The 25,388-nt window shown below is 35.9% G+C and carries 23 protein-coding genes; all 23 read left to right on the top strand.

The window, feature by feature from the left end:
- Positions 1–143 precede the first annotated feature (143 nt).
- The 23 genes from HCD_RS04455 (at position 144) to HCD_RS09460 (ending at position 24,418) form a co-directional block, all read left to right on the top strand.
- Positions 144–1,733 carry an inorganic phosphate transporter gene (locus tag HCD_RS04455; protein ID WP_014659400.1) on the top strand — a complete coding sequence of 530 codons (1,590 nt, stop codon included), beginning with the start codon at positions 144–146 and terminating at the stop codon, positions 1,731–1,733.
- A 195-nt stretch (positions 1,734–1,928) separates the two neighbouring features.
- Positions 1,929–3,224 (top strand): hemolysin family protein, encoded by a 1,296-nt coding sequence (locus HCD_RS04450; RefSeq protein ID WP_041594825.1) that lies wholly within the window; start codon positions 1,929–1,931, stop codon positions 3,222–3,224.
- Complete coding sequence (locus tag HCD_RS04445) at positions 3,221–4,753, top strand: TolC family protein (protein WP_014659398.1); 1,533 nt, start codon at positions 3,221–3,223, stop codon at positions 4,751–4,753. Before HCD_RS04450 ends, HCD_RS04445 begins: the two co-directional genes overlap by 4 nt.
- Positions 4,754–4,762: 9 nt before the next feature.
- The gene (locus tag HCD_RS04440; RefSeq protein WP_014659397.1) at positions 4,763–5,740 is read left to right on the top strand and encodes an HlyD family secretion protein; all 978 of its coding nucleotides are present in this window, start codon (positions 4,763–4,765) and stop codon (positions 5,738–5,740) included.
- Positions 5,741–5,749: 9 nt separating this feature from the next.
- Positions 5,750–6,847, top strand: coding sequence for an ABC transporter permease (locus HCD_RS04435; RefSeq protein WP_014659396.1), 1,098 nt, complete (start codon positions 5,750–5,752; stop codon positions 6,845–6,847).
- The gene (locus tag HCD_RS04430; RefSeq protein WP_014659395.1) at positions 6,844–7,974 is read left to right on the top strand and encodes an ABC transporter permease; all 1,131 of its coding nucleotides are present in this window, start codon (positions 6,844–6,846) and stop codon (positions 7,972–7,974) included. Before HCD_RS04435 ends, HCD_RS04430 begins: the two co-directional genes overlap by 4 nt.
- The gene (locus HCD_RS04425; RefSeq protein WP_014659394.1) at positions 7,961–8,533 is read left to right on the top strand and encodes a YigZ family protein; all 573 of its coding nucleotides are present in this window, start codon (positions 7,961–7,963) and stop codon (positions 8,531–8,533) included. Before HCD_RS04430 ends, HCD_RS04425 begins: the two co-directional genes overlap by 14 nt.
- Before the next feature lie 9 nt (positions 8,534–8,542).
- Positions 8,543–8,989, top strand: coding sequence for a protoporphyrinogen oxidase HemJ (gene hemJ, locus HCD_RS04420; protein ID WP_014659393.1), 447 nt, complete (start codon positions 8,543–8,545; stop codon positions 8,987–8,989).
- Between the two features lie 10 nt (positions 8,990–8,999).
- Positions 9,000–9,734, top strand: coding sequence for a bifunctional demethylmenaquinone methyltransferase/2-methoxy-6-polyprenyl-1,4-benzoquinol methylase UbiE (ubiE, locus tag HCD_RS04415; protein WP_041594903.1), 735 nt, complete (start codon positions 9,000–9,002; stop codon positions 9,732–9,734).
- Positions 9,735–9,750: 16 nt separating this feature from the next.
- Positions 9,751–10,005 carry an exodeoxyribonuclease VII small subunit gene (gene xseB, locus HCD_RS04410; protein ID WP_014659391.1) on the top strand — a complete coding sequence of 85 codons (255 nt, stop codon included), beginning with the start codon at positions 9,751–9,753 and terminating at the stop codon, positions 10,003–10,005.
- Positions 10,006–10,017: 12 nt separating this feature from the next.
- On the top strand, positions 10,018–10,815 hold the full coding sequence (locus tag HCD_RS04405; protein ID WP_014659390.1) for a carbon-nitrogen hydrolase family protein: 798 nt from the start codon (positions 10,018–10,020) through the stop codon (positions 10,813–10,815).
- Positions 10,816–12,063 (top strand): serine--tRNA ligase, encoded by a 1,248-nt coding sequence (gene serS / locus HCD_RS04400; RefSeq protein ID WP_014659389.1) that lies wholly within the window; start codon positions 10,816–10,818, stop codon positions 12,061–12,063. It begins immediately after the preceding gene.
- An 8-nt stretch (positions 12,064–12,071) separates the two neighbouring features.
- On the top strand, positions 12,072–14,570 hold the full coding sequence (locus HCD_RS04395) for a tetratricopeptide repeat protein (RefSeq protein WP_014659388.1): 2,499 nt from the start codon (positions 12,072–12,074) through the stop codon (positions 14,568–14,570).
- On the top strand, positions 14,571–16,598 hold the full coding sequence (uvrD, locus tag HCD_RS04390; RefSeq protein ID WP_014659387.1) for a DNA helicase UvrD: 2,028 nt from the start codon (positions 14,571–14,573) through the stop codon (positions 16,596–16,598).
- Positions 16,595–17,251, top strand: a complete 657-nt coding sequence (gene flgA, locus HCD_RS04385; RefSeq protein ID WP_014659386.1) for a flagellar basal body P-ring formation chaperone FlgA — start codon at positions 16,595–16,597, stop codon at positions 17,249–17,251. Before uvrD ends, flgA begins: the two co-directional genes overlap by 4 nt.
- Positions 17,252–17,261: 10 nt before the next feature.
- Complete coding sequence (locus HCD_RS04380; RefSeq protein WP_014659385.1) at positions 17,262–17,828, top strand: UbiX family flavin prenyltransferase; 567 nt, start codon at positions 17,262–17,264, stop codon at positions 17,826–17,828.
- Positions 17,828–18,301 (top strand): pantetheine-phosphate adenylyltransferase, encoded by a 474-nt coding sequence (gene coaD / locus HCD_RS04375; protein ID WP_014659384.1) that lies wholly within the window; start codon positions 17,828–17,830, stop codon positions 18,299–18,301. The genes HCD_RS04380 and coaD overlap by 1 nt, the downstream gene beginning before the upstream one ends.
- The gene (gene tmk / locus HCD_RS04370) at positions 18,302–18,886 is read left to right on the top strand and encodes a dTMP kinase (protein ID WP_014659383.1); all 585 of its coding nucleotides are present in this window, start codon (positions 18,302–18,304) and stop codon (positions 18,884–18,886) included. It abuts the gene before it with no gap.
- Positions 18,865–19,440 carry a ComF family protein gene (locus HCD_RS04365; protein WP_014659382.1) on the top strand — a complete coding sequence of 192 codons (576 nt, stop codon included), beginning with the start codon at positions 18,865–18,867 and terminating at the stop codon, positions 19,438–19,440. The genes tmk and HCD_RS04365 overlap by 22 nt, the downstream gene beginning before the upstream one ends.
- 31 nt (positions 19,441–19,471) lie before the next feature.
- On the top strand, positions 19,472–21,514 hold the full coding sequence (locus tag HCD_RS04360) for an N-6 DNA methylase (RefSeq protein ID WP_014659381.1): 2,043 nt from the start codon (positions 19,472–19,474) through the stop codon (positions 21,512–21,514).
- 56 nt (positions 21,515–21,570) lie between these two features.
- A complete protein-coding gene (locus HCD_RS04355) occupies positions 21,571–22,170 on the top strand; it encodes a restriction endonuclease subunit S (protein WP_014659380.1) in 600 nt (199 codons plus the stop codon).
- Between the two features lie 26 nt (positions 22,171–22,196).
- Positions 22,197–22,751: a type II restriction endonuclease gene (locus HCD_RS04350; protein ID WP_014659379.1), complete on the top strand. Its 555-nt coding sequence runs from the start codon at positions 22,197–22,199 to the stop codon at positions 22,749–22,751.
- A gap of 1,400 nt (positions 22,752–24,151) precedes the next feature.
- Complete coding sequence (locus tag HCD_RS09460) at positions 24,152–24,418, top strand: hypothetical protein (RefSeq protein ID WP_014659378.1); 267 nt, start codon at positions 24,152–24,154, stop codon at positions 24,416–24,418.
- Positions 24,419–25,388: the final 970 nt, after the last annotated feature.

The raw sequence follows: 25,388 nt of genomic DNA, 5'->3' as shown, positions 1-25,388 counted from the left end.
TCTAGTAACTCTCTTTAAAATTTTACTCTAAGATACCATATAATGAGCCATTTTTATCAAACAGAGCAAACTAATTTTTAAGAGCGGGTCAAGGGGTAATTGGATAGAATAGGGCTACTTAAATTAAGGTTGTTATTACGATTATGGAAATTAAAAGCATCAAAGAATTTGAAAAAGCTTCTAAAAAACTTCAAAAAGACACTCTTAAAATTGCTTTTGCGGTTGCATTTCTTGTGGGCGTAGCCTTACTGGCCCTTATTTTTGGGCAAGCTAGCTCTAAGGGATTATTGTTAGTGTTTGCAGCTGTAGTTGGGGGCTATATGGCCATGAATATTGGGGCTAATGATGTTTCTAATAATGTCGGACCTGCCGTAGGTTCTAAAGCCATTAGCATAACTGGAGCGATACTCATTGCTGGAATTTGTGAAATGCTTGGGGCGATTATTGCTGGGGGGGAAGTGGTTTCTACGATTAAGGGGCGTATTGTTTCGCCTGAACTCATTAGTGATGCACCTATTTTTATTAAAGTCATGCTTGCGGGCATGCTTAGTGGGGCATTGTGGTTGCATGTAGCCACTTTAGTAAGAGCCCCTGTTTCAACCACGCATTCAGTGGTTGGGGGGGTTATGGGGGCTGGAATTGCAGCTGCAGGCATATCTGTAGTCAATTGGAATTTTTTATTAGGCATTGTGGCTAGTTGGGTTGTTTCGCCTGTAATGGGGGGCGTGATTGCGATGTTGCTTTTAATGCTGATTAAAAAAACCATTGCTTATAAAGAAGATAAAAAGAGTGCTGCTTTAAAGGTTGTACCCTACTTGGTGGCCTTAATGAGCGTGTCGTTTAGTTGGTATTTGATTTTGAAGGTTTTGAAGCGTTTTTATGAAGTGGGCTTTGGGCTTCAACTTGTTTTGGGGTTGCTTTTGGCTCTTTTTATTTTTGTTGTTTTTAGGAGCTATGTGTTGAAAAAAGCCCCTATGATAGAAAATAGCCATGCGAGTATTAATGAACTTTTTAACATTCCTTTGATTTTTGCGGCTGCATTATTGAGCTTTGCTCATGGAGCTAATGATGTGGCTAATGCTATAGGTCCCTTAGCTGCTATTAGTCAAGCTTTAGGAGATGCAAATACTCCTATAGGGAACACCTTAAGCTCTGTGCCTTTGTGGATTATGGTGGTAGGGGGAGCTGGAATTGCTTTAGGTTTAAGCTTGTATGGACCAAAGCTCATTAAAACGGTTGGCTCTGAAATCACAGAGCTAGATAAAATGCAAGCTTTTTGTATTGCACTCTCTGCAGTGATTACCGTGCTTTTAGCGTCTCAATTAGGCTTGCCGGTAAGCTCTACGCACATTGTCATTGGAGCGGTATTTGGAGTAGGGTTTTTAAGAGAGCAATTAAGGAGGCGTTTTTACAAGATAAGAGATAGCATTGTAGCCGCACATTTTGGAGAAGATTTAGAAGAAATTGAAGGCTTTTTGAACCGCTTTGATAAGGCTAGTTTGAAAGAAAAATCGCTCATGCTAGAGGGCTTGAAAAAAAATAAGAACACCGCTATTGCTTTAGAATTAAAAAAGAAAGAAAAAAAATCACTTAAGAAAGTGTATAAAGAAGAAGTGATTAAGCGTTCAGTATTAAAAAAGATTGTTACAGCTTGGATTGTAACAGTGCCTGTATCGGCACTTTTAGGAGCGATTCTTTTTATGGCGTTAGTGTATATAGAAAGATTCCTATAAGTTTTTTCTATGGGTTTCTTGAGATGATTTTATTTTTTAAAACACTCGCTTCATCAAAGATTAAAGGGTATCTTTAAAGTTAAGCTTAATCTTTTATGTTAAAATGTTGGCATTTTATAGTTTATATGATTTTAGATTTTTTGAGAATGGGGGAGGAATCAAGGAGCTTATTTGGACCCGTCTGAATCGATTCTGATGTTGATGGCCGCTTTTTTCTTAGTGTTGTTGAACGCCTTTTTTGTGCTTTCAGAGTTTGCCCTTGTAAAGGTGCGTAAAACCCGTTTGGAAGAGCTAGTTAAAGCGGGCAATTTAAATGCTAAGCTTGCTTTGGATATGAGTAAGCAAATAGATACTTATTTGAGTGCAACTCAATTAGGTGTAACACTTTCTTCACTAGCCTTAGGCTGGGTGGGTGAGCCTGCTATTGCGAGATTGCTAGCCACACTATTAGAGCCTATAGATTTGGGAAGTAGCCCCCTATTTATCCATTCTTTAAGTGTAGTTGTAGCGTTTTTGAGCATTACTTTTTTGCATGTGGTGTTGGGTGAGATTGTGCCAAAATCCTTAGCCATTGCTAAATCCGAAAAAGCAGCTCTTTTTATCGCACGCCCTTTGCATGTGTTTTGGGTGGCGTTTTATCCTATCGTGCGTTTGTTTGATGTGATTGCTCATTTCTTTTTGAGAAAAATGGGGGTTGACCCTAAAGAAAATGAAGGCACGCATTCTGAAGAAGAGTTAAAAATCATTGTGGGTGAAAGCTTAAGAGAAGGGATAATTGATTCTGTAGAAGGCGAAATCATTAAAAATGCCGTAGACTTCTCTGATACGAGTGCTAAAGAGATTATGACCCCACGAAAAGACATGGTTTGTTTGGACGAAGAAAATAGTTATGAAGAAAATATTGATATCGTTTTAAAAAGCCGTTTCACTCGCTACCCTTATTGCAAAGGCTCTAAGGACAATATTATCGGCATGGTGCATATTAGAGACTTGCTCTCTCGCTCTATTTTTACCCCAGAAATGCATGACTTCAAACAATTAGTCAGAAAGATGATTATTGTTCCAGAAAGTGCATCAATTTCTCAAATTCTCATTAAGATGAATAAAGAACAAATTCATACCGCTTTGGTGATTGATGAATATGGTGGCACAGCTGGGCTACTCACTATGGAAGATATTATTGAAGAGATTATGGGGGATATTAGTGATGAATACGACCTGAAGCAAGAAGGCGTGAGCGAGCTTGAAGAAGGCGTGTTTGAGCTAGATGGCATGCTGGATTTAGAGAGCGTAGAAGAAGTGCTACACATTGAATTTGATAAAGAATGTGAGCAAGTAACCCTTGGAGGGTATATTTTTAGCCTTTTAGAACGCATGCCTATAGAAGGCGATGCGATTAATTCACATGGATATTTATTTGAAGTATTGAGTGTGGATGGGGCAAGGATTAAACGCTTAAAGGCGACCAAAGAAGACAAGGAATTAGCATGAAAAAAACAACCATCTTTTTATTGAGCTTGTTACTAAATAGCCCTTTAAACGCCCTTGAAGAATCCGCTCAAAGCGCTTCAAATGGCTCTCTTTCAAACCCGCTTGCTAAAGATGAACTAGAAACTAACGCCCAAAAACTTTCTTTGAAAAACGCATGGAATAGGGTATTGTCTAACCACGAAGGGTTGCATGCACAAGAATACGGCATCAAGCGTGCGAGCAAACTGAAATTAGCGGCTAAGCTCTCTTTTTTACCCCAAATTGATTTGAGTGCTTTTTATGTGTATCTCTCTAACCCCATTAAAATGGATTTTGCTAAGCAAAAGCAAGCGGGCGTTCAAAAAGCCACTCAACAAATCAATCAAGGCTTACAGGGCATTCAACATAGTGTCCCCCCCCAAATGATAACCCCCCAAATTCAAGCTGGTATGCAAGGGGTTATGCAAGGTTTTGGCACTTTGGCTAGCACTTTAGGAGCTCCCTTGTTATTCTCTAAACAAAATGTCGTGCTTGGGGCTTTGAGTATCATCTATCCCATTTATATGGGCGGAGCAAGGTTTTCTATGGTGCGTATTGCGGATTTGATGCAAAAAGATGCTAGAGAGGCGTATCGCTTAAAAAAGCTCTCCACCTTTCAAGAATTAGTGAGTGTGTATTATGGTATGGTGTTGAATACTGAAATTGCAGATGTTTTAGAAGATGTTGAAAAAGGGCATTACAAACATTTCCAAAACGCTCTCAAAATGCAAAAAGTAGGGCAAATTGCGAAGGTAGAGACTTTGAGTGCTCAAGTAGCCTATGATAAAGCCCATATTGCTAGTATTAAGGCTAAAGATGTGTTAGAAGTTTCGCAACTCACTTTTAATTCCATTTTATCTAGCAAGGATAATCTACTGCCTTCAAAGACTTTAAATATCCATGCTGATAAAGCCCTACCGGATTTGAGCTGGTTTGTTTCTTCTACGCTTAATTCCTATCCAGCCCTAAAAACTTTAGAAAATCAGGTTCAAATTTCTAAAGAAAACACTAAATTACAGATTTCTAAGTTCTTACCCCAAGTGAGTTTTTTTGGTTCTTATATCATGAAGCAAAATAACTCCGTTTTTGAAGATATGATTCCTAATTGGTTTGTGGGTGTGGCAGGACGCATGCCGATTCTCTCGCCTACAGGACGCATTCAAAAGTATCAGGCCAGCAAGCTTGCTGAGTTACAAGTCAATAGCGAGCGTATTCAGGCTAAAAAAGATATGGAGTTATTAGTGAGTAAAACCTACAAACAAACCCTTTCTTTTTTGAAAGAATATAAGAGTTTGATTTCTAGCGTTGAGTTAGCTAATGAAAATCTTAAACTCCAAGAGCAAGCCTTTATGCAAGGTTTGAGCACAAACGCTCAAGTCATTGACGCTAGAAACACGCTCTCTTCTATCATGGTGGAGCAAAAGAGTGTGGCTTACAAATACATCGTTTCTTTAGCAAATCTAATGGCATTAAGCGACCATATGGAGTTATTTTATGATTATGTTTATTAAAGGAAAAGCATGTTAGACAGAAAAAAAGTCATTGTAGTGGGGGGTGGGGTTTTATTAGTGGTGTTAGTGGTGCTTTTTTATTTAGCTTATCGCCCTAAGGCCGAAGTTTTACAAGGGTTTTTAGAAGCTAGAGAATATAGCGTAAGTTCCAAAGTGCCTGGACGCATTGATAGGGTTTTTGTGAAAAAGGGCGATAGGATTAACAAGGGCGATTTAGCTTTTAGTATTTCTAGCCCTGAGTTAGAGGCAAAGCTTGCTCAAGCTGAGGCGGGGCATAAGGCAGCAAAAGCTTTAAGTGATGAAGTGAAAAAGGGGGCAAGAGATGAGACCATCATTTCAGCCCATGATATTTGGCAAGCAGCTAAATCTCAAGCCACTTTGGCTAAAGAGACTTATAAGCGGATTCAAGATTTATACGATAGCGGTGTAGCCAGCTTGCAGAAGCGTGATGAAGCCTATGCGGCCTATCAAAGCACTAAATACAATGAAGGTGCCGCCTATCAAAAATATAAAATGGCGTTAGAAGGGGCGAGCAAAGAAAGTAAAATCGCTGCTAAGGCTAAAGAGAGTGCGGCTTTAGGACAAGTGAATGAAGTAGAATCGTATTTAAAGGATATAAAAGCTACAGCTCCTATTGATGGGGAAGTGAGTAATGTGCTTTTAGGAAGTGGCGAGCTTAGTCCTAAGGGTTTTCCTGTGGTTTTAATGATAGATTTGAAAGATAGCTGGTTAAAAATTAGTGTGCCTGAAAAATATTTGAGCGATTTTGAAGTGGGTAAAGAATTTGAAGGCTATATTCCAGCGTTGAAAAAGACTGCGAAATTTAAAGTCAAGTATTTGAGCGTTATGGGAGATTTTGCCACCTGGAAGGCGACAAGTGGTTCTAACAGCTATGATATGAAGAGTTATGAAGTAGAAGCCACCCCCTTAGAAGAATTAGAAGGTTTTAGGGTGGGAATGAGTGTGTTAGTAACTATCAAGCCTTAAAGGATTACTTTGTTTAGATTGATAGGCACATGGCTTTTACAAGACAAGTTTTTACTAGTGCTATGTTTTGTCTTGCCCTTTTTTTTAGGGATTTTGGGTAAGCAAATTTTTAAGCAAGGGATTCCTAGAGGGCTTCCTATTGTGGTGGTGGATTTAGACAAAACGACTACAAGCCACAAGATAGCGTTTGAATTAGACGCTACAAGTGCGATTAAAATCAAAACTTATGTGCCAAGCCTTTTAGAAGCTAAGCGGTTTTTAAACTCTGCAGAAGTTTATGGAGCGTTAGTTTTGCCTAAGGATTTAGAACGCCAAATTAAAATGGGGCGTGATATTGACTTGCCTTTTTACTACAACGCTGAATATGTCCTAGTAGGAAAAACACTCAAAAACGCCTTTTTACAAACCGCTTTGACCTTAGATGCAAAATCTTTAGCGATAAAGGCTTTAGTAAGGGACTCTAATTTGGATTCAGCAAAAGCTCAAGCGATGCCTATTTTGATTAAATTGCATGCTTTATATAATGAAGAAAATAACTACACGCAATATCTCTTAAGCGTGATGTTGCCTTGCATGTGGCTCATACTCATTGCTATTGGCATGCTCAATTTTATTCAAAAAACTTCTAACATGCATGAGCTTTTGGTGGGTATTTTGGCTAATGTGTTTGTGTTTAGTTTCTGGGGAGTGGCTATGGTATTGTATTTTAATCTCATTGGCATGGATGGAAACTACACGCATTTGTCATTAGTCTTTTTAGCGGTGGTTTTAATGGCATTAATTATGAGTGGGTTTGTGGTATTAGCTTATAGCATTTTACACAATGCTGTTGAAGTGGCTGGTGCAATTGGGGTGTATACCGCTCCAAGCTTTGCTTTTGCTGGGGTTACTTATCCGCAAAACAACATGGAAATTTTTGGAAGCTTTTGGAGTCATTGCTTACCTATCAGCCATTTTATGAAGTTTTTTTTACAGGAAGCGTATTATAGGACTGATTTGACAGAGTCTATCCACTCTTTGATGAATCTTGTGCCTTTTTTAGTTTTTCTTGTTTTAGGGCTTTTGTTATTTTATCTTTTCTTCAAAAGGAATAAGGCTAACGCATGAATTTTTTAAAAATCCTTTTAATAGAATTGAGAGCGATTTTTGCTCATAAGGGCGTGTTATTGATTGTCATAGGAGCACCCTTAATCTATGGCTTACTATACCCTTTGCCCTATTTAAAGGATATTGTAACGCAACAAAAGATTGCCCTCGTAGATGAAGACAATTCATCGCTTTCTAGGAAATTAGCCTTCATGGCACAAAGCTCTAATGAATTAAACATTGCGTTTTTTAGCCCTTCTATGCTGAAAGCTAAGAAACTTTTAGAAGAAGAAAAAATTTATGGGATTTTGCACATTCCCAGTCATTTTGAAGCGAATATCTATAAGCGAGTGCCTGTAACCATAGATTTTTATGCTAATTCAAATTACTTTTTGATTTATGGCACATTGGCGAATGTCATCGTTGAGAGTGTTAATGCTCTTAATAATCAAATCAAGTTCAAAAATAATGCCATTAGAGAAGAAGCCTTGCTCACCACTAATAGCATTACAATCAAACCCATCGCTCTTTATAATCCTAGTGAAGGGTATTTGAATTACGCCCTTTCTAGCGTGTTTATTTTCATCTTACACCAAGTGATGTTAATCGCAACAAGCATGTTTGCTAGCTCCAAGCGTTTGGAGTTTATTTCATTGAATAAAGGAGAAATTGCTTTAAGGCTGTGTGCAAGACTTTTGGTCTTTATGGGAGTTTTTAGTGTTTTTATTTTGCTGTATTTTGGGGTGCTATTTTCTATTCATGGAGTTGAAAGGCATGCGAGTGCTTTAATGGTGTTTTTTAATAGCTTAGTCTTTGTGCTTTCAACTCTAAGCTTAGGGACTTTTTTAGGCACTTGGATAAAAAATGAAGCCTATACCACTCAAATTATTTTGATTTCTTCTTTACCCCTAATTTTTATGATGGGTTTTGTGTGGCCTTTTGAATCCTTGCCCCCTTATTTACAGGCTTTGACTCAAGTAGTGCCAGCTTATCATGGGATTAGTTTGTTAGGGCGATTGAATCAAATGCATGCTGAATTTATTGATGTGGCAAGCCATTTTTACGCCCTTTGGGGGATTTTTGTAGTGAGTTTTGTAGGGAGTGTGTTTAAGCTTGGCTCTTTAAAGAAAGCTTGTGAAAACGCTTAAAAAACTTATCACTTCTAAGCACCAAGTCAAAGCTTCACGCTTTTTAGGGTATCTTGTGCCTTTTGATGATTTTGAAAAAACGCTTTTTCATTTGAAAAAGGAGCATTTTAAGGCGGTGCATTTTGTAACGGCGTTTCGCTTTCAAAAAAAGGGCAAAATTACGGAGGGTTTTAGTGATGATGGCGAGCCTAAAGGGAGTTCAGCAATGCCCATGCTCAATGTTTTAAGGCGAGAAAATTTAATGGATATAGGCATGATAAGTGTGCGTTATTTTGGAGGTACGCTTTTAGGGGTGGGGGGCTTGATGAAAGCTTATGCAAATAGTGTGCTATTATGTGTAGAAAACGCTAAAATAGAGAATGCTTTCAAAGATTTTGTGGAGTTAGAAACATTTAACGCTCATTATTCTTACAAAGAATTAGATAGCCTTCAGCGTGAAGTTAAGAAATTTAGCCTACAATTGAATAAAAAGAATTTTTCAGCTCAAGGCGTGGAAGTAGAAATTAGCGGTGCAAGACAGGATTTAGAAGTGTTTCTAGCACAAATTAAAGTTTATTAGGAAGAATGGATGGGTTTTTTAAACGAGTATTTTTTATGGATTAAGGCTTTTCATATTATAGCTGTTGTCTCTTGGATGGCGGCGTTATTTTATTTGCCGCGACTCTTTGTCTATCATGCAGAGAACGCTCATAAAAATGAGTTTGTAGAAATTATCAAAATTCAAGAAAAGAAGCTCTACACTTTTATCAGTTCGCCAGCTATGGGTTTTACGCTCATTACAGGAATTTTAATGCTACTAGCAAACCCTTTGTTATTTAAGAGTGGGGGCTGGTTGCATGCTAAGTTGCTTCTTGTTTTGTTGCTTTTAATCTATCATTTTTATTGTAAGAAGTGCATGCGAGATTTAGCTAAAGACCCTAGCAAAAGGAGTGGGAAGTTCTATCGCATTTTTAATGAAGTGCCTACGATTTTGCTCATAGGGATTGTGATTTTAGTGGTTGTCAAGCCCTTTTAAAGACCTAAAAATGAGTGAAAAGAATTTAGAACAAAAACAAGAAAAAATCATCAGCATGTTTGATGATATAGCGAGTTCTTACGACCAAGCAAATCGTTTGATTAGTTTTGGAATGGATATTAAATGGCGAGAGAGAGCTTGCGAGCAAGCGTTTTTGTTTTTAGAGAGCAAGAAGTCTTTGAGACTTGTAGATGTGGCATGTGGGACGGGAGATATGCTTTTAGCATGGCAAGAAGTGGGTTTGAAACATCAGGTGCATTTTGAAAAATCTATAGGGATTGACCCATCAAATAACATGCTTATGGTGGCGAAAAAAAAGCTTAAAGAAGGAGCGGAGTTTATTCAAGCTGAAGCTAAGAATTTAGAAGGTATTGAAAATAATAGCGTAGATATTCTCTCTATTGCTTATGGATTGCGTAATGTAGTAGAGAGACAAGTTGCTTTGAAAGAATTTGCTAGAGTGTTAAAACCCAGGGGCGTTTTGGTTATTTTAGAATTTTTAAAAAAAGACCACCCTACTTGGCTGGATAAAATCTCAGGTTTTTACACGAATAAGGTTTTGCCCTTAGTGGGGGGAGCTATTAGCAAGAATTATGAAGCCTATTCTTATTTGCCACAATCCATTGAAGGGTTTTTGAGTTTAGAAAGTTTGAAATTAGAGTTAGAAAGCACAGGACTTGAGATTTTAAGGACTGAAGATTCAGTGGCTCAAATTTCCACCACCATGCTCATTAGAAAGAAATAAAGCTAAAGGACTGATAATGCAAAATTGCTTGTTTGAAACAGAGAAACCCCCCAAAAAGAATGTTAAAAACACTTCCAAAAAGAGCGTTGAAAAAAGCTTTGAAGAGCATGTTCAAGCCTTAGAGCAAGCCATAGAGCATTTGAATGCCCCTGATTTGTCCTTAAAAGAAGGCATAGAGTGGTATAAAATGGGCATGCAAGAGTTACTTCTAGCTCAAAAGCTTTTAACAGACGCTCATTTAGAATATGAAAAATTACAGACACTTGATTAAAAGGGGTTAGTGGTGCAAGTTATTGCTTTACAGCTAGAGTCTTTTAAAGAAAATCTTATGCAATCATTATTAAACTCAGCCCCACCACAGAGTGTGGTTGTGTTGCCTGAATATGTGATTAACCCTTTTTTCCACCATAACATGGCGTTAGAATTTGCTGAAATTACGCATCAATCCAAACGAGCGATTGAATTTTTATTAAAGAGTTGCGAGAAGCTAGACTTAATTATTTCAGCTCCGGTGCTATTAGAAGAAGAAAATAAAATTTATAAAAAAATCGCTTTAATTTCTAAAGAAGGCGTTCAATACTACACGCAACAACGCTTGATTCCTTATTCGCACTGGGATGAAGAGAGTTTTTTTGACAATGAAAAAACGGATTTTAAAGAGTTGCTTGTGTTTGAAAAAGAGAAGTTAAAAATCGCCCCCTTGTTTGGTTTTGAAGCTCATTTTGATGAAATATGGGTTCAAGCTAAAAATCAGGGCGTAGATGTGGTGCTTTTAAGTAGTGTGGCGACTTTTGAGTCTAATGAAAGGTGGCGGCATTTGTGTAAAATGCGTGCATTTTGTGCATCTTGCGTGGTGGTGAGAGCCAACAGAATCGGAGCGTATCGCCAAGTGGTTGTAGAAAAAGAGCAAAAAAACGAATTTTTGTGGAAATTTTATGGGGATAGCTTTGTGGCTTTACCTAATGGGAGAATTGAAAATTCTTTACAAGGTAAAATGGGGGCATTAAGCACACAAATTCATAAAGATGATATAGATGAATGGGCTAGACTATGGCATTTTAGAACGATTAAAGAGGGTTGAATGATTGATAAAAAACTTTTATTACAAGATTTTGAAAAGGTGGCTACTTCTTTAAAAAAGCGTAATGATATTATGGAGAATGAGCTAGGTAATTTGCGTGAAATCATTGTCGACTATAAAAAGCAACTTATAGAACTAGAAAGCTTGCAAGCCTTTCAAAACAAGGTGTCTAAAGAATTTGGTATCAAAATGGCTCAAAAGGAAGATGTGAGTGGGTTAAAAAAAGAGCTAGAAAATAATAAAATAAAATTAAATACCCTTTCTGAAATTGTTAGTAGGCTAGAGAGTGATATTGATTTTGAACTTTCCAAAATGCCTAATCTTGTAGATGAAAAAACCCCTTTAGGCAAAAATGAAGAAGATAATGTAGAAATTAAAAAAATCTTAACCCCTAGAGTTTTTGATTTCAAACCTAAAGAGCATTTTGAACTCGCAAAAAACAATGGCTGGATTGATTTTGAAAGTGGCGTGAAATTAGCCAAAAGCCGTTTTTCTGTTATCAGGGGTTTTGGGGCTAAGGTTTATAAAGCACTCATTAACTTAATGCTAGATTTTAATGAAAAAAATGGCTTTGAAGTCATCTACACGCCCGCTTTAGTGAATGAAAAAATGCTTTTTGGAACCGGGCAATTACCCAAATTTGAAGAAGATGTTTTTAAAATAGAAAATGAAAATTTGTATTTAATCCCCACTTCTGAAGTAACGCTCACTAATTTATATAACGACACCATCATTGAATCTGAAAAACTTCCTATTAAAATGACCGCTCACACGCCTTGCTTTAGAAGTGAGGCAGGTAGTGCTGGAAGAGACACAAGGGGCATGATTAGACAACACCAATTTGATAAAGTGGAGTTAGTCGCTATTGCGCACCCTAAAGAGAGCGATAAAATGCAAGAACATATGCTAGAGAGTGCAAGCTCTATTTTAAGGGCTTTGGAATTACCGCATAGATTTGTGCAATTATGCGGTGGGGATTTAGGCTTTAGTGCGAGTAACACCATAGATATTGAAGTGTGGTTACCCGGACAAAATTGCTACAGAGAGATTAGCTCTGTGTCTAACACAAGAGATTTTCAAGCTAGGCGGGCTAAAATTCGTTTTAAAGAAAACAAAAAAAATCAATTAGTCCATACCTTAAATGGTTCTTCTTTAGCGGTAGGTAGGACTATGGTCGCTTTAATGGAAAACCATCAGCTTGCTGATGGTAGTATTAGCATTCCTAAGGCATTAGAAAAATATTTGTAGGTTAGCCTATGCTAAATGAAGAGCAAAATTCCAAAAACACCACTGATTCTAAAATACCTTCTTTCAAACAGGCTTTAGAACAGACCCTTAACAAATTAAAAAGTCCTAAAGAGTTTTTTAAGCAACTATTACAAGATAAAAAAAAGCTCTATATCTCTCTTGGGATTTTGGTTTTGCTTATAGCTATTATCATTGCTTTGAGCTTGTTTGTAGGGCATAAAGAAACTAAAGAGAATAAAGAAACTTCTGCACAAACTTCTGTCGGCACAGCTAGTGCGACTAATAGCGATATTGCTACTAGCAATAAAAATAATAAAGAATCTGATGGGCAAATAGAAAATCTTGATTTACCTGATTTGATAGGGAAAGATTCTTTAAAAAGAAACGATGAAACTCAAGTGGATGCTATGATAAAAAAGGCTAGTATCTTATATGAACAAGGGCAAAAAAATGAAGCCTTGCATTTATTTGATAAAATCGCTTCTTTTTCGCAAGGTATTGCAAGCCATAATTTAGGGGTAATTAAATTTAAAGAAAAAGATTTTAATGGGGCTTTAGATTTGTTTGATTCTGGCATTGCTTCAAAAGAAAATGCGAGCGTGAATGCGATAGATGCATTAGTTACGGCTTATCATTTACAAGATGCAGATTTGTATTATCATTATTTAAAAATTGCAAGAGAGACTTTATATAAAGACTATAAAAAGTCTTTTTATTCGTATGCATATGCCCTCAAATCTTATTATGCACAAGAGTATTTTGAAACTCTTTCACCTTTAATGCATCCTAATTCAAACGCTTTTTTAAAACCCAACGCACGCTTAGCGTCTAAATTGTTCTTAATGTTTAAAGATGAAGAAAATGCTTATACGCAATTACAAAAGAGTGCAGATATTCAAGATGAGCTGACTTTAGGGCTTTTACAAGCTCGCTTAGGGAATTATAAGCAGGCTTTAGAGCATGTGCAACGCTTTTTACACTACTACCCTAATGACTTAAAGGCTTTAATGGCTTTAGAATTAGTCAGCTTGAAAAAAGGCGATACTCTTAGTGCTAGTGAAGCCCTAAAACTAGCTAGTTATACGCAAAAAGACATGCTGTTAGCAAGTTCTTTTTACCCTATCAAGCCTATGATAGACTCTGTTTTTTTAGACAAAGAAAGGGCTAAGGAGCGTTTTTGGAATACCCAATATCTTGAAGGGAGAAAGGATTTTATCTATCGTTTGTTATTCTATTATGCCCCTTTTAAGGTCTTAGACTCTAAAGAGACTTTAGGTGTGATTGAAGAAGGGCTGTTTCTCTTAGACTCTGAAACACAAAAAGATTTAGAGGGGGCAAGTGTTGCCTTAAAAAGGGGGCGCTTAATGGCTATAGCAGATAAAAACGCCCTTAAGGGGTTAAAAGAGCTAGAAAAAAAGCGTTTAAATATTGCCCTTTATTTTTTTAATTTGTCTTTAAAAAACAGCCCCAATAACGCACTCGTTCATTATAATGTGGGTTTGATTTATGCACAATTAGAGAACTACCACAAAGCGTATTTCCATTTTTTAAGGGCTTTTCATTTAAATTCGGCGGATTATTTGAGCGCGATTTTTGCCATCATGGCATCGCATTTTACCCATGAGGACAGCGCAGAGTTTTTGAGAGAAATCACAGAGAATTTTTATAATCAAGATTTTTCTAGTCCTACACAAAAAGCTTTGCTATATTCATTGATAGCTTATTTAAATCACCGCACTAATTGGGATATGGATTGGCTTGAAAATGCCCCTAAAAAACTTCCTTTTTACTACGCTATTCAAGCGGTATTTGCTAAAGAGAGTAAGGATAAAAAATTAGTTACAGAATCTTTTGGGCGTTTAAAGAAAATGCTTCCTAAAGATTTGCTTTCTAATATCTTTTATGAAATCGTCTCCTATTATGATGCAAATATCCGTCATACTTTGAGTATTTATACTTTACTAGATTCTAATAAGATTGATTGGGCACAAACCATGTTAGGTCCCATTTTAGGGCGTAACTTCTACGCTTACATGGGATTTATTGTGGGGGATTTAGACAGGCAAGAGAGATTGTTAGAAAAGAAAATCGCTAGTTTAGAAGAAACTGAAGCCCCAAATGATTGGCTAGAAAGCTTAGCTTTAGTGAGCCTTTTTCAAGGCAAGTATGAAAAAGCGAGCGCGTTGTATCAAAATTTGATTGAGGGGCTTAGAGACAATGACACGCGCTTAAAAATCTTTGCCAGCTTAGCTCACATCGCACAAGGTCATTATGACAATGCCGCTTTATTGCTAGAACTTGGCAAATTAGATGAACCAAAAAATGAAAATATCCGTTATGCCTTAGGGCTATTGTATCAAAGAAAGGGGGATTTGAAATCGGCCTTGAACCATTTTCTAGCCATTAGCACCCCTAATTTTTCTTCGCCTTATTTTGATTTTGAAATTGATACAAGCCTTTTGAAAGAGCGTTTGACTAAAGAGAAAAAGGGCGAGTTTTTAGAATAAATGGGATTTGAAAAAAGTATTTTAGAAAGCTTAAATGATGCACAAAAAGCTGCAGTATGCCATGTTCAAGGGGCGATGCTTATCTTAGCTGGGGCAGGAAGTGGCAAGACTAAAACTTTGACAAGCCGTTTGGCTTATTTAATCGGTGTTTGTGGCGTGCCTAGTGAAAACACCTTAACGCTTACTTTTACTAATAAAGCAAGCAAAGAAATGCAAGAAAGGGCTTTGAAATTATTGAAAAATCAAATCCTTATTCCCCCCTTGCTTTGCACTTTCCATCGTTTTGGTTTGTTGTTTTTAAGACAGCACATGAGCCTTTTAAAAAGGGCGTGCGATTTTTCTCTGTTAGATAGTGATGATGCTAAAACACTCTGTAAGCAACTCAAAATCACCCATTATAGAGAGAGCATTTCTAAAATCAAAAACCGCATGATAAGTTTAGATACGCAAGATAGAGAGTGTTATAAAGCTTACGAACGCTATCAAAACGCCCTAGAAAGAGATAACTTAGTAGATTTTGATGATTTGTTGGTTCTAAGCCTTAAGATTTTACAAGATAATTTAAAATTAGCTAAAGAGACAAGCGAACGATACCATTATATTATGGTAGATGAGTATCAAGACACGAACGCCCTACAATTTGAGTTTTTAAAAACGCTGAGTTTTACGCATAATAATTTGTGTGTGGTGGGTGATGATGACCAAAGTATTTATGGCTTTAGGGGGGCTGATATTTCTAATATTTTAAATTTTTCTAAGCATTATGAAGGGGCTAAGGTAGTAAAACTAGAAACAAACTACCGCTCAAGTGCTGAAATCTTAGAGTGTGCAAATTCTCTCATTAGCCACAATCAAAACCGCCACAATAAAACGCTCAAGAGTTTTAAGGGTCCGCATAAAAGCGTTGTTTGTAAAGAGTATTTAACGCAAAAAGAAGAGAGTTTGAATGTGGCTTATCAAATTAAAGCCCTTTTAAACAAGGGCGAAGATTTAGAAGATATTGCTATTTTGTATCGTTTGAACGGACTTAGTCGTAGCGTTGAAGAGAGTTTGAATGCCTTAAACATTCCTTACAGACTTATAGGGGCGGTGAGTTTTTATGAAAGGGCTGAGATTAAAGATGCATTAGCAACCATGCATTTAGTGGCTAAAGAAAGCGAACGCTTTTTTGTCAAACGCATTTTAAACAAGCCTACTAGGGGTATTGGTAAAATCACTCAAGAACTCATCTTTTCTGTTTTAGACCATGAAGAGCTTGGCTTAGAAGAAGCGTTGAAAAAGGGCGTGTTTAAAGGTAAGTTGAGCGTTAAAAACGAACAGGTTTTAAAAGATTTTATCGCTATGATAGAGCGTTTAAGAGATGCTTTTAATGTGTCTGTAGAGAAGTTTTGCGAGTGTTTTTTAGAAGAAACAAATCTTTTGAGAAGCTATGAAAAAGAAGACAATTATGAAGAGAGAAAGGGCTTTGTAGAAGAGCTTCTAGGCTTAGTCAAAGAGCATTTTAAAACTAACCCTACGCATTCCTTATTAGATTTTTTAAATGAAAGCACGCTAGATGTTTATAGCACAGATACTTCGCACAAAGTGAGTTGCATGAGCGTGCATATGAGTAAGGGTTTAGAATTTAAACATGTGTTTGTTATTGGCTTAGAAGAAGGCTTTTTTCCGCATAGGGGGTTTAATGATTATAATGATGAAGATAATTTAGAAGAAGAAAGGCGTTTAGCCTATGTGGCTATCACTAGGGCTAAAGAAGAATTACAACTCTCTTATGTCAAAGAGCGTTTGTATTTTGGTAGAAAGACCCCTTGTGTGCCGTCTTTATTTCTCAAAGAAGCTAAATTGCTTCATAAAGATGATAAAAAAGTATCGCCTATTAGAGTGGGGGACTTGGTTAGCCATAAGATTTTTGGCACAGGGCGAGTGCTTGCAATAGAAGATAGCACAAAGTGTATGAAAGTGAATTTTGGGGGGCGTATCCAAAGGGTTATGCAAGGATTTTTAGAAAAGGTTAGGGAAGGGTTTTGAAAATTCTTGTTCTCTTTTTAATGGTTTTAAAAGGGTTATTAGCCCTAGATTTCAACACGCTTAAAAAAGAGATTAAAGAAACTTATCTTAAAGAATACAAAGAGTTAAAACTAGAAATTGAAAAAATTAATTTAGAAATACCAGAGCGTTTTTCTAACGCTAAAATTTTAAGCTATGAGTTAGGCACTTCAAACAAGCTCAAAAAAGACGGGGTCGTGTTTTTAAGGCTAGAGAATGAGCCGCATTTACGCTTACCGGTGCGTTATAGCATTGTAGGGAGTATTCAAGCTTTTAGAAGTGTGAATGCGATTAAAAAAGATGAAAATATTACGGCTAGTAACACCAAAAAAGAACGCATTCTTTTTGGCACTCTTTCTGACCCCTTATTAGAGAGTGCTATTGAAAAAACGAGTGCGAAAAATTTCATCGCATCTAACACGCTTTTAAGTGCGAATAAAACTCAAGCCCTAATTATTGTGCGTAAAAACGACATGGTGGTAGGGGTGTATAAAGAAGGGCATATCAGCATAGAAACAAGCTTGAAAGCCTTAGAAAATGGCTCATTAAATCAAATCATTCAGGCTAAGAATTTAGAAAGCAATAAGATATTAAAAGTGCGCGTGTTAAGTAACTCTAAAGTTCAAATATTATAAAGGAATGATGATGAAATTAGTTTTAGGCATTAGTGGGGCAAGCGGAATACCCCTAGCCTTGCGGTTTTTAGAAAAATTACCCAAAGAGTTTGAAGTGTTTGTGGTGGCTTCTAAAAACGCCCATGTTGTAGCCCTAGAAGAAATGCAAATTAATCTCAAAAACACCTTGAAAGACCTACGCCCTAACGCCACATTCTTTAATGAACAAGACATTCATGCAAGCATTTCATCAGGGAGCTATGGTGTTCATAAAATGGCAATTATTCCAGCCAGCATGGACATGGTCGCTAAAATCGCCCATGGCTTTTCTGGGGATTTAATCTCTAGGGCTGCGTCTGTTATGCTTAAAGAAAAACGCCCTTTACTCATTGCCCCTAGAGAAATGCCCCTAAGCGATATTATGCTAGAAAACTTATTAAAACTCGCTCGCTCTAACGCTATTATTTCGCCCCCTATGATGACTTATTACACCCAAAGTAAGACCTTAGAGAGCATGCAAGATTTTTTAGTGGGGAAGTGGTTTGATAGTTTGGGGATAGAGAATGATTTATACCCACGATGGGGAGTGTTAAGCTAATGCAAAAAGTAGGTATTTATCCAGGCACTTTTGACCCTGTAACCAATGGGCATGTGGATATTATTTGTCGTTCTAGTGAATTATTTGAAAAGCTTATTGTTGCAGTAGCCAATTCAAGTGCTAAAAAGCCCATGTTTAGTTTAGAAGAGCGCTTAGAGATGATACAACTTGCTACAAAAAGTTTCAAAAATGTAGAATGCGTGAGCTTTAATGGGCTACTCGCTCATTTTGCAAAGGAGCATCATTGTAAGGTGCTTGTAAGGGGTTTAAGAGTAGTGAGCGATTTTGAATACGAATTGCAAATGGGTTATGCGAACAAATCTTTAAACAATGAATTAGAAACATTGTATTTCATGCCCACTTTACAAAACGCTTTCATTAGCTCTTCTATTGTGCGTTCTATCATTATTCACAAGGGCGATGCGAGCCATTTGGTGCCTGAAGAAATTTTAGAATTTATCCAAAGGGATTGAATGTATATCACCATAGAAGGCATTGATGGTGCGGGTAAAAGCACCCAAATAGAATTGTTAAAAACGCATTTTAAAAACGCCGTTTTCACTAAAGAGCCGGGTGGGACAAAAATCGGTCAAAATTTAAGAGAAATCGCTTTAAATGAAAATTTAAGCGAGTTAGCTAGAGCGTTTTTATTCTTGAGCGATAGAGCCGAGCATATAGAAAGCATAATCAAACCAGCTTTAAAAGAAAAAAAACTCATTATCAGTGATAGAAGTTTAATCTCTGGCATGGCCTATAGCGAGTTGTCAAGCTTAGAATTAAATCTTTTAGCCACGCAAAATATCTTGCCCCAAAAAATCATTCTTTTACTTTTAGATGCAGAAAATCTAAAAAAGCGTTTGAGCTTTAAAACCTTAGATAAAATAGAAAATCAAGGCACAGAAAAGTTACTTCATATCCAGCAACGCTTAAAAGAGAAAGCTTATTTATTAAAAGAAAAGTTTGAATGCGAGATTTTAGAATTAAATGCTAAGGAAAGCATAGAGGATTTACACCAAAAAATAATAGCGTTTATTGAATGCGTTGTCTCACTTGCTTAAAACTCTCTTTCAAACCCCTTTGCCAAAGTTGCTTGAATGACTTACCCCTACAATTAAAAGTAAGAGTCTTAGAAGGCGTGAGCGTGTATAGCTTTTATGCCTATAGCGAAGTAGAAGAATTGATTAAAAGCAAGTATTCTTTAATAGGCTCACGCCTTTTATTTTTGCTCTCTCAAAAAGCGAGCAAGGAATTTCTAAAAATTTTAAAAGAAAAGGGTTTAAACACCACCCTTTATGGAATCGCTGTTGATGACAGAGTGAAGTCTTTTTACTCACACTCCGCCGTGCTTTTAAAAGGTTTTTGTAAAAACAACTTAAAAGCCACTTATGGGAATTTAAGGGCAACTAATTTTATTACTTACGCAGGAAAAAGCCTAGAATTTCGCACAAACAACCCAAAGAATTTCACATTCAAAGGCGATAAAACTTTAGATTACTTCTTGCTAGATGATATTATCACCACCGGCACAACTCTTAAAGAAGCAATTAGCTATCTTAAAAATTTAGATATAAAAGTGCATTTTGCTATCGCACTAGCTGATGCGAGCGATTAAGCTATAATTAAAATTTTTTAAAAGGAAATTAATGAAACAATCCATTGAACCCCTAATCGCCCACCATTTTAATAGCGAACTAGCTAGTTATCAACTAGACTTTAAACTAGAACAAGAAAGCCTAAATAGTGAAATTGATAACGCCCTTAAAAATTATGCTTCTAAAAGTGGAGGGCTAGGGGGTAATCGCCCTGATGTCAAACTTTTATTAAACACACAAGACCCAAACAGAAAAATCCCTGTTTTAATAGAATATAAAGGCTCTAAGGACAAACTCATTAAGCTTGATAAACACCATTTAGTAGAAAATTTTGATTCTAAAAACAACCGCCCCCATTATACAAACATCAAAGAATACGCCCTAAATGGGGCTTTGCATTATGCGAGTGCGATTTTACATTACACGAGCTACACAGAGTGTTTAGCCATAGGCATTACAGGGCATAAAGACCTTAAGGATAAAATAACCCCACAAATCGCTATTTATTATGTGAGCAAGGATAATCTAGGTGCAGGCATAGAAGTTTTAAAAGACAAAGAGTTAAAATACAGCGATTTATCCTTTTTAGCCCCTAAGCATTTTGATAACTTTATCAAACACCTAGACATTCTACATTTAAGCGATGAACAATTAGAGCGTATTAAAGAAAAGAAAAACCAAGAAATAGAAGATTGTTTAACACAGCTCAATAACAGCATCTACAACAAAGAAAAGAATTTTTTAAGCGAACATAACAGAGTGTATTTAGTCATTGCGAGCATTATCGCTAATTTAGGCATAAGAAACCTAGTAAGCCCTTTAACTAAAGACGATTTAAAATCTAGTATAGAAGCAGGTAATAGAGATGGCGATATTATTTTAAGAAAAATCAACGCCTTTTTAAAGCATAAAAATTTACCTTTAGAGAAAAAACAAAGCGTTATTTCTTCGCTTGAGCCTTTATTAAACAACGAAAATAACAACCTAGCCATAAACGGCGAGAGCCGATTAAAACGCTGTTTTACTGAGATTATAGATAGTCTAGGCATTTATTATAAAATCAACTTAAGCACGGATTTTACCGGTAAATTGTTTAATGAAATGTATCGCTGGTTAGGTTTCACGCAAGACAAATTAAACGATGTCGTCCTCACACCCCCTTATGTCGCCACGCTTTTAGCCAAGCTTTCTAAAGTCAATAAAGATAGCTTCGTATGGGATTTTGCCACAGGCAGTGCCGGACTATTAGTCGCAAGCATGAATTTAATGATAGAAGACGCTAAAAACTCTATTTCAAGCCCTGAAATTTTAGAGCAAAAAATCGCCCACATCAAAGCCAAGCAACTCTTAGGGCTAGAAATCTTACAAGATGTCTATATTCTAGCAGTGCTGAATATGATTTTAATGGGCGATGGGAGTAGCCACATGCTCAACAAAGACAGCCTAAATGAATTTAATGGAGAAATCAATAATGAGCCTTTTAAAGCGAACGCCTTTGTGTTAAACCCACCTTATTCTGCAAGCGGTAATGGCATGGTATTTGTAGAACAAGCCTTAGAAAAAATGCAAAGCGGGTATGCCAGCGTAATTATCCAAAGTAGTGCCGGCAGTGGCAAAGCTAAAGAATACAATCTTAGGATTTTAGAAAAGCATACACTAATAGCTAGCATTAAAATGCCTATAGATTTATTTATAGGAAAATCCAGTGTGCAAACGCATATTTATGTGTTTAAAGTCAATGAAAAACATAACCCTAAACACATGGTTAAATTCATAGATTTTAGTAACGATGGCTATACAAGGGCGAATCGCAAAAAAGCCAAAGCCAGCCACAACTTAAAAGATAGCAATAACGCTAAAGAACGCTATAACGAAGTAGTAGATTTAGTCCATTATGGCAAATCTTGTTTGAATTTTTTAAGCGAAGATGAATATTACGAGAATGTTATAGACCCCAAAAATGGGAGCGACTGGAACCAAACTAAACCAAGAGACACTAAACCCACCTTAGAAGATTTTAAAAGAACCATTAGCGATTACCTCGCTTATGAAGTGAGCTTAATCTTAAAACAGAATACGCCCCCAAAGTTGTAAGCCCCCTTAGTGGCGAATTAGAAGCGACTAAGTGGGGCGAGTTTAAATTAGGGGATTTGTTTGAGATTTATACAGGCTCATTATTAAGTCAAGATGACCTAGTAAAAGGCGATATTGTCCGCATATCAGTCAAAAGTGATAATAATGGCGTTTATGGTTATTTTGACACTTTAAACAATAAAAAAGCAAGGCATTTTGAAAATTTTATCAGCGTAAATTTTTTTGGAAATTGTTTTTATCACCCTTATTTAGCAAGTGTAGAAATGAAAGTCCATGTATTAAAATTAAAAAATTATGATTTTACAAGGCGAGTAGGGTTATTTATTACTAATCAGCTTAATAAATGTTTTTATAATCAATTTACTTATGGAACACAATTATCAAGTTCTAAATTAAAGCATAATGATTTTAAAATCCAACTACCCCTAAAACCACAAACCCAAGATTCACAAACCCCCACTCTAAACGACATTGACTTTAATTTTATGGAAAATTTTATAGCCGAACTTGAAGAGTGTCGGCTCGCCGAACTTGACGCTTACTTACAAGCTACAGGGCTAAAAAACACCACTCTAAATAGCGATGAAGAAAACGCCCTTAAACAATTGAACGAAAACGAGAGAGAGAGAGAGAGAGTAAAACGCATGGTCGCCTAGAATGGAAAAGCTTTAAATTAGGGGATTTGTTTGAAAAATTAGACTTAAAATTTAAGAAACAAACCTTTAATAAACAAAAGGATATTTCAAAAAACCAAACGAGCGAGTTTGATTTACCGCTTGTCAATGCTAAAAATGGCGATAATGGAATTATGTATTATGGTAGGTCAAGCGATTTTGAAAGTGCGGAAATGACAATTGATATTGTCAATGATGGGGCGGTTTCAACTGCAAATGTTTATCCGCAACCGCTTAAAACAGGCGTTCTTTACAATGCTTATTTAATAAAACCAAATTTCACACCAACGAAAGAAATACTATTATTTTTTGTGCCTTGTATTTATAAGGCTATTAAATTAAAATTTAGTTATGAAAATAAGGCAAGCTGGAACAAAGTTAAAAACGAATTAATCACCCTACCCACCACTAAACACAGCAATATAGACTTTAATTTCATGCACGCTCTCATCAACGCCCTACAAAAGCAAATCATCAAAGCCGTAGTAGAATATAACGAACTCAAAATCAAAGCCACAAAACAAATCATAGAAAAAGAAAAAAACGATAGCTTTTTAAAATAAATATAAAAGAGCTTTAAAACAAAGTTTTAAAGCGATAACTTTAAAAGCCTTGCGGAATATGGGGGGATTTTTAAGGGGGGGTAAGACACAATGAAGAGTGTCTTCGCCCCCCTTAAAGAATGAATTTAGAAAATTTTGCTAAGAATAAAAATATGATTTGAAAAAACTTCTTAGAAAAAACAAAATTCATTAAAGCCATAGCAGAATATAACGATGCTAAAATCCAAGCCACAAAACAAGTCATAGAAAAAGATAAAGCACAAAGTTTTAAAAAAGATACTTTATTTTAAGAAAGGTTTTTTATTAAAAAAAATAAAACAAAAAATCAAAAATTTATTTTTGTTGTTATTTTGCTTTAAAGAAACCCCCACCCTTAAAAGAGAGAGGGAACTCTTAACCAATCAGCGTTTGATAAAAAACACCACTTTAAAACCATAAAAAGAGATTTTAAAGTATAATGCTTGATAAGAGTTTTTACTATGTTCTTTACGCATAGTAAAATCCTTTAAAAGCAAATTTTTCACCCCCTAACTCTATCAAAAAACTAGGGGGTAAGCTGTTATTCTACCCTAACCTTTCTTAAAACAATAGCCTTCAGCAATAGCACTAAAATCCAAGCCACAAAACAAGTCATAGAAAAAGGAAATCTACAAAACACACAAACTTTATTTTGACATCAAAAGCACCCCCTAAAGGGGGCAAACCCTTTATCGCTTAATTTTTAACACTAACTTAAACCCTAAAAAGGATAACTTAATGTATAATAAGCGACAAGGGCTTTTAGCACGATTTTTCATGCTTTGCTCCTGTGTCAAAATTTACCCCCTAATCTCTTCAAAAAACTAGGGGGTAAGCCGTTATTCTACCCTAAGCCTTCTTAAAACAAAACCTTGAGCAATAGCACTAAAATCAAAGCCACAAAACAAATCATAGAAAAAGAAAACATACAAAATTTAAAAAAAGATAGTTTGTTTTAAGAAAGGTTTTTAACAAAAGAAGCACCCCCTAAAAATAGGGGGCTAAACTCTATCGTTTGATTTTTAGCACAAAGTTAAACCCAAAAAGAGACAACTTAATGTATAATGAACGATAAGAGCTTTTTGTATGTTTTTTAAACATACTTGCTCCTAGTGTTAAATTTTACCCCCTAATCTCTTCAAAAAACTAGGGGGTAAGCCGTTATTCTACCCTAAGCCTTCTTAAAACAAAACCTTTTTATGAAATTAAAGCCTATAAAAAAACGCTATTTTTAAAAAAGCAAAATTTAAAACTAAAAAATAAGTTATAAAAAAAGACAACAAACAAACACTTAAAAAAGAGAGCTTGTTTTAAAAAAACGCCCCAAAAGTTAAAGGCAAATTACTTTAAGGAAAACCCCTAAGCGTGAGCTTAAGGGAACTTTGATTAGCTATCTTTCAACTAAAAAGACAAACTTAAACCCCTTAAAAGAGAATTTAAGATATACTGCTAACCAAGAGTTTTTATCATGTGGTTTGGACATGACAAACTCCTATGTCTGTAATTTGCCCCATAATTTCACCTTATGGGGCGTGATAAAATCTTACAATAAAATCCAAGCCACAAAACAAGTGATAGAAAAAGGAAATCTACAAATGATTAAAAAAGATACTTTATTTTTAGAGTTAAGAAAGATTTTTGTAAAATGACATTTACCCCCTAGTTTTTAGCGAAGTTAGGGGGTAACAACTTACCGCTAAGGATTTACTATGGCTAAAAAGCATAGTAAAAAACCTTTGGTGCTATTATACTTGAAATTTCCATTTTTCAAGTATAGGTTTAAATTAGTAGTCAAAAAAGTCTATTAAGCCAAAGGTTCCCCCCCCACCCCCCTTAAAATAGGGGGTTTCTTTATAGGGTAAGCGAAAGATAAAAATTAAAAAGCATTATTAAAAGCACAATAACCTATAACAAGCTCAAAATCCAAGCCACAAAACAAGTGATAGAAAAAGAAAATTCACAAATGATTAAAAAAGAGGGTTTGTTTTAAAAAGTATTTTTTGTTGTTATTTTCTTTCAAAGAAGGCTCCCAAAAAAGAAGCCCCCCTTGAAAACTAACGCTTAATGAAAAACGCTACTTTAAACCCAAAAAGAGATTTTAAAGTATAATGTTTTTCAAGGGGTTTTGCCATTTTTACTCATGGTTCACTCCTTTGAAGAAAATTTCACCCCCCTAATCTCTTGAAAAAACTAGGGGGTAAGCCGTTATTCTGCCCTGACCTTTCTTGAATAACAAGCCATCAAAAAAGAATTTTTAATCAAAAATACCTTATATTAAAGAAAGCGCTAAGTCAAAAAAACTCCTAAACAAAACACTTTATTTTAAAAAGCGATAGAGAAAGATAAAAATAAAGAGCTTTAAAACGATGAGCGTTTTTAAAAGTGATAAACACACTTTTAAAAATAGTGAATAATGCGAAAGTATTTTAAAGCCTTCCTTAAGAAATGCTATTTTTTAAAAAGTGAAATTTAAAAACAAAAAAGCATTTTTGAGAAACAAATAAAAACAATAAGAGCTTCACAATATAAGGCGTAGTAGAATACAGCGAAAACAAAATCAATGCCACTAAGCTTGTGGGAAAGATAATTTGCAAAAACTACAAAAAAAAGACACATTAT

It is taken from the genome of Helicobacter cetorum MIT 99-5656, assembly GCF_000259275.1.
Classification (GTDB): Bacteria; Campylobacterota; Campylobacteria; order Campylobacterales; family Helicobacteraceae; genus Helicobacter; species Helicobacter cetorum.
Note: the sequence above shows the minus strand (reverse complement) of the source record. Positions and strands in the feature narration are given on the sequence as shown.

Bases quoted from the DNA above. Each gene is read 5' to 3' on its own strand.
- HCD_RS04395 (WP_014659388.1), top strand. From the start codon at position 12,072: ATGCTAAATGAAGAGCAAAATTCCAAAAACACCACTGATTCTAAAATA.
- xseB (WP_014659391.1), top strand. From the start codon at position 9,751: ATGCAAAATTGCTTGTTTGAAACAGAGAAACCCCCCAAAAAGAATGTT.
- HCD_RS04455 (WP_014659400.1), top strand. From the start codon at position 144: ATGGAAATTAAAAGCATCAAAGAATTTGAAAAAGCTTCTAAAAAACTT.
- serS (WP_014659389.1), top strand. From the start codon at position 10,816: ATGATTGATAAAAAACTTTTATTACAAGATTTTGAAAAGGTGGCTACT.
- HCD_RS04360 (WP_014659381.1), top strand. From the start codon at position 19,472: ATGAAACAATCCATTGAACCCCTAATCGCCCACCATTTTAATAGCGAA.
- HCD_RS04450 (WP_041594825.1), top strand. From the start codon at position 1,929: ATGTTGATGGCCGCTTTTTTCTTAGTGTTGTTGAACGCCTTTTTTGTG.
- ubiE (WP_041594903.1), top strand. From the start codon at position 9,000: ATGAGTGAAAAGAATTTAGAACAAAAACAAGAAAAAATCATCAGCATG.
- uvrD (WP_014659387.1), top strand. From the start codon at position 14,571: ATGGGATTTGAAAAAAGTATTTTAGAAAGCTTAAATGATGCACAAAAA.
- HCD_RS04380 (WP_014659385.1), top strand. From the start codon at position 17,262: ATGAAATTAGTTTTAGGCATTAGTGGGGCAAGCGGAATACCCCTAGCC.
- coaD (WP_014659384.1), top strand. From the start codon at position 17,828: ATGCAAAAAGTAGGTATTTATCCAGGCACTTTTGACCCTGTAACCAAT.
- tmk (WP_014659383.1), top strand. From the start codon at position 18,302: ATGTATATCACCATAGAAGGCATTGATGGTGCGGGTAAAAGCACCCAA.
- HCD_RS04440 (WP_014659397.1), top strand. From the start codon at position 4,763: ATGTTAGACAGAAAAAAAGTCATTGTAGTGGGGGGTGGGGTTTTATTA.
- HCD_RS04445 (WP_014659398.1), top strand. From the start codon at position 3,221: ATGAAAAAAACAACCATCTTTTTATTGAGCTTGTTACTAAATAGCCCT.
- hemJ (WP_014659393.1), top strand. From the start codon at position 8,543: ATGGGTTTTTTAAACGAGTATTTTTTATGGATTAAGGCTTTTCATATT.
- HCD_RS04430 (WP_014659395.1), top strand. From the start codon at position 6,844: ATGAATTTTTTAAAAATCCTTTTAATAGAATTGAGAGCGATTTTTGCT.
- HCD_RS04365 (WP_014659382.1), top strand. From the start codon at position 18,865: ATGCGTTGTCTCACTTGCTTAAAACTCTCTTTCAAACCCCTTTGCCAA.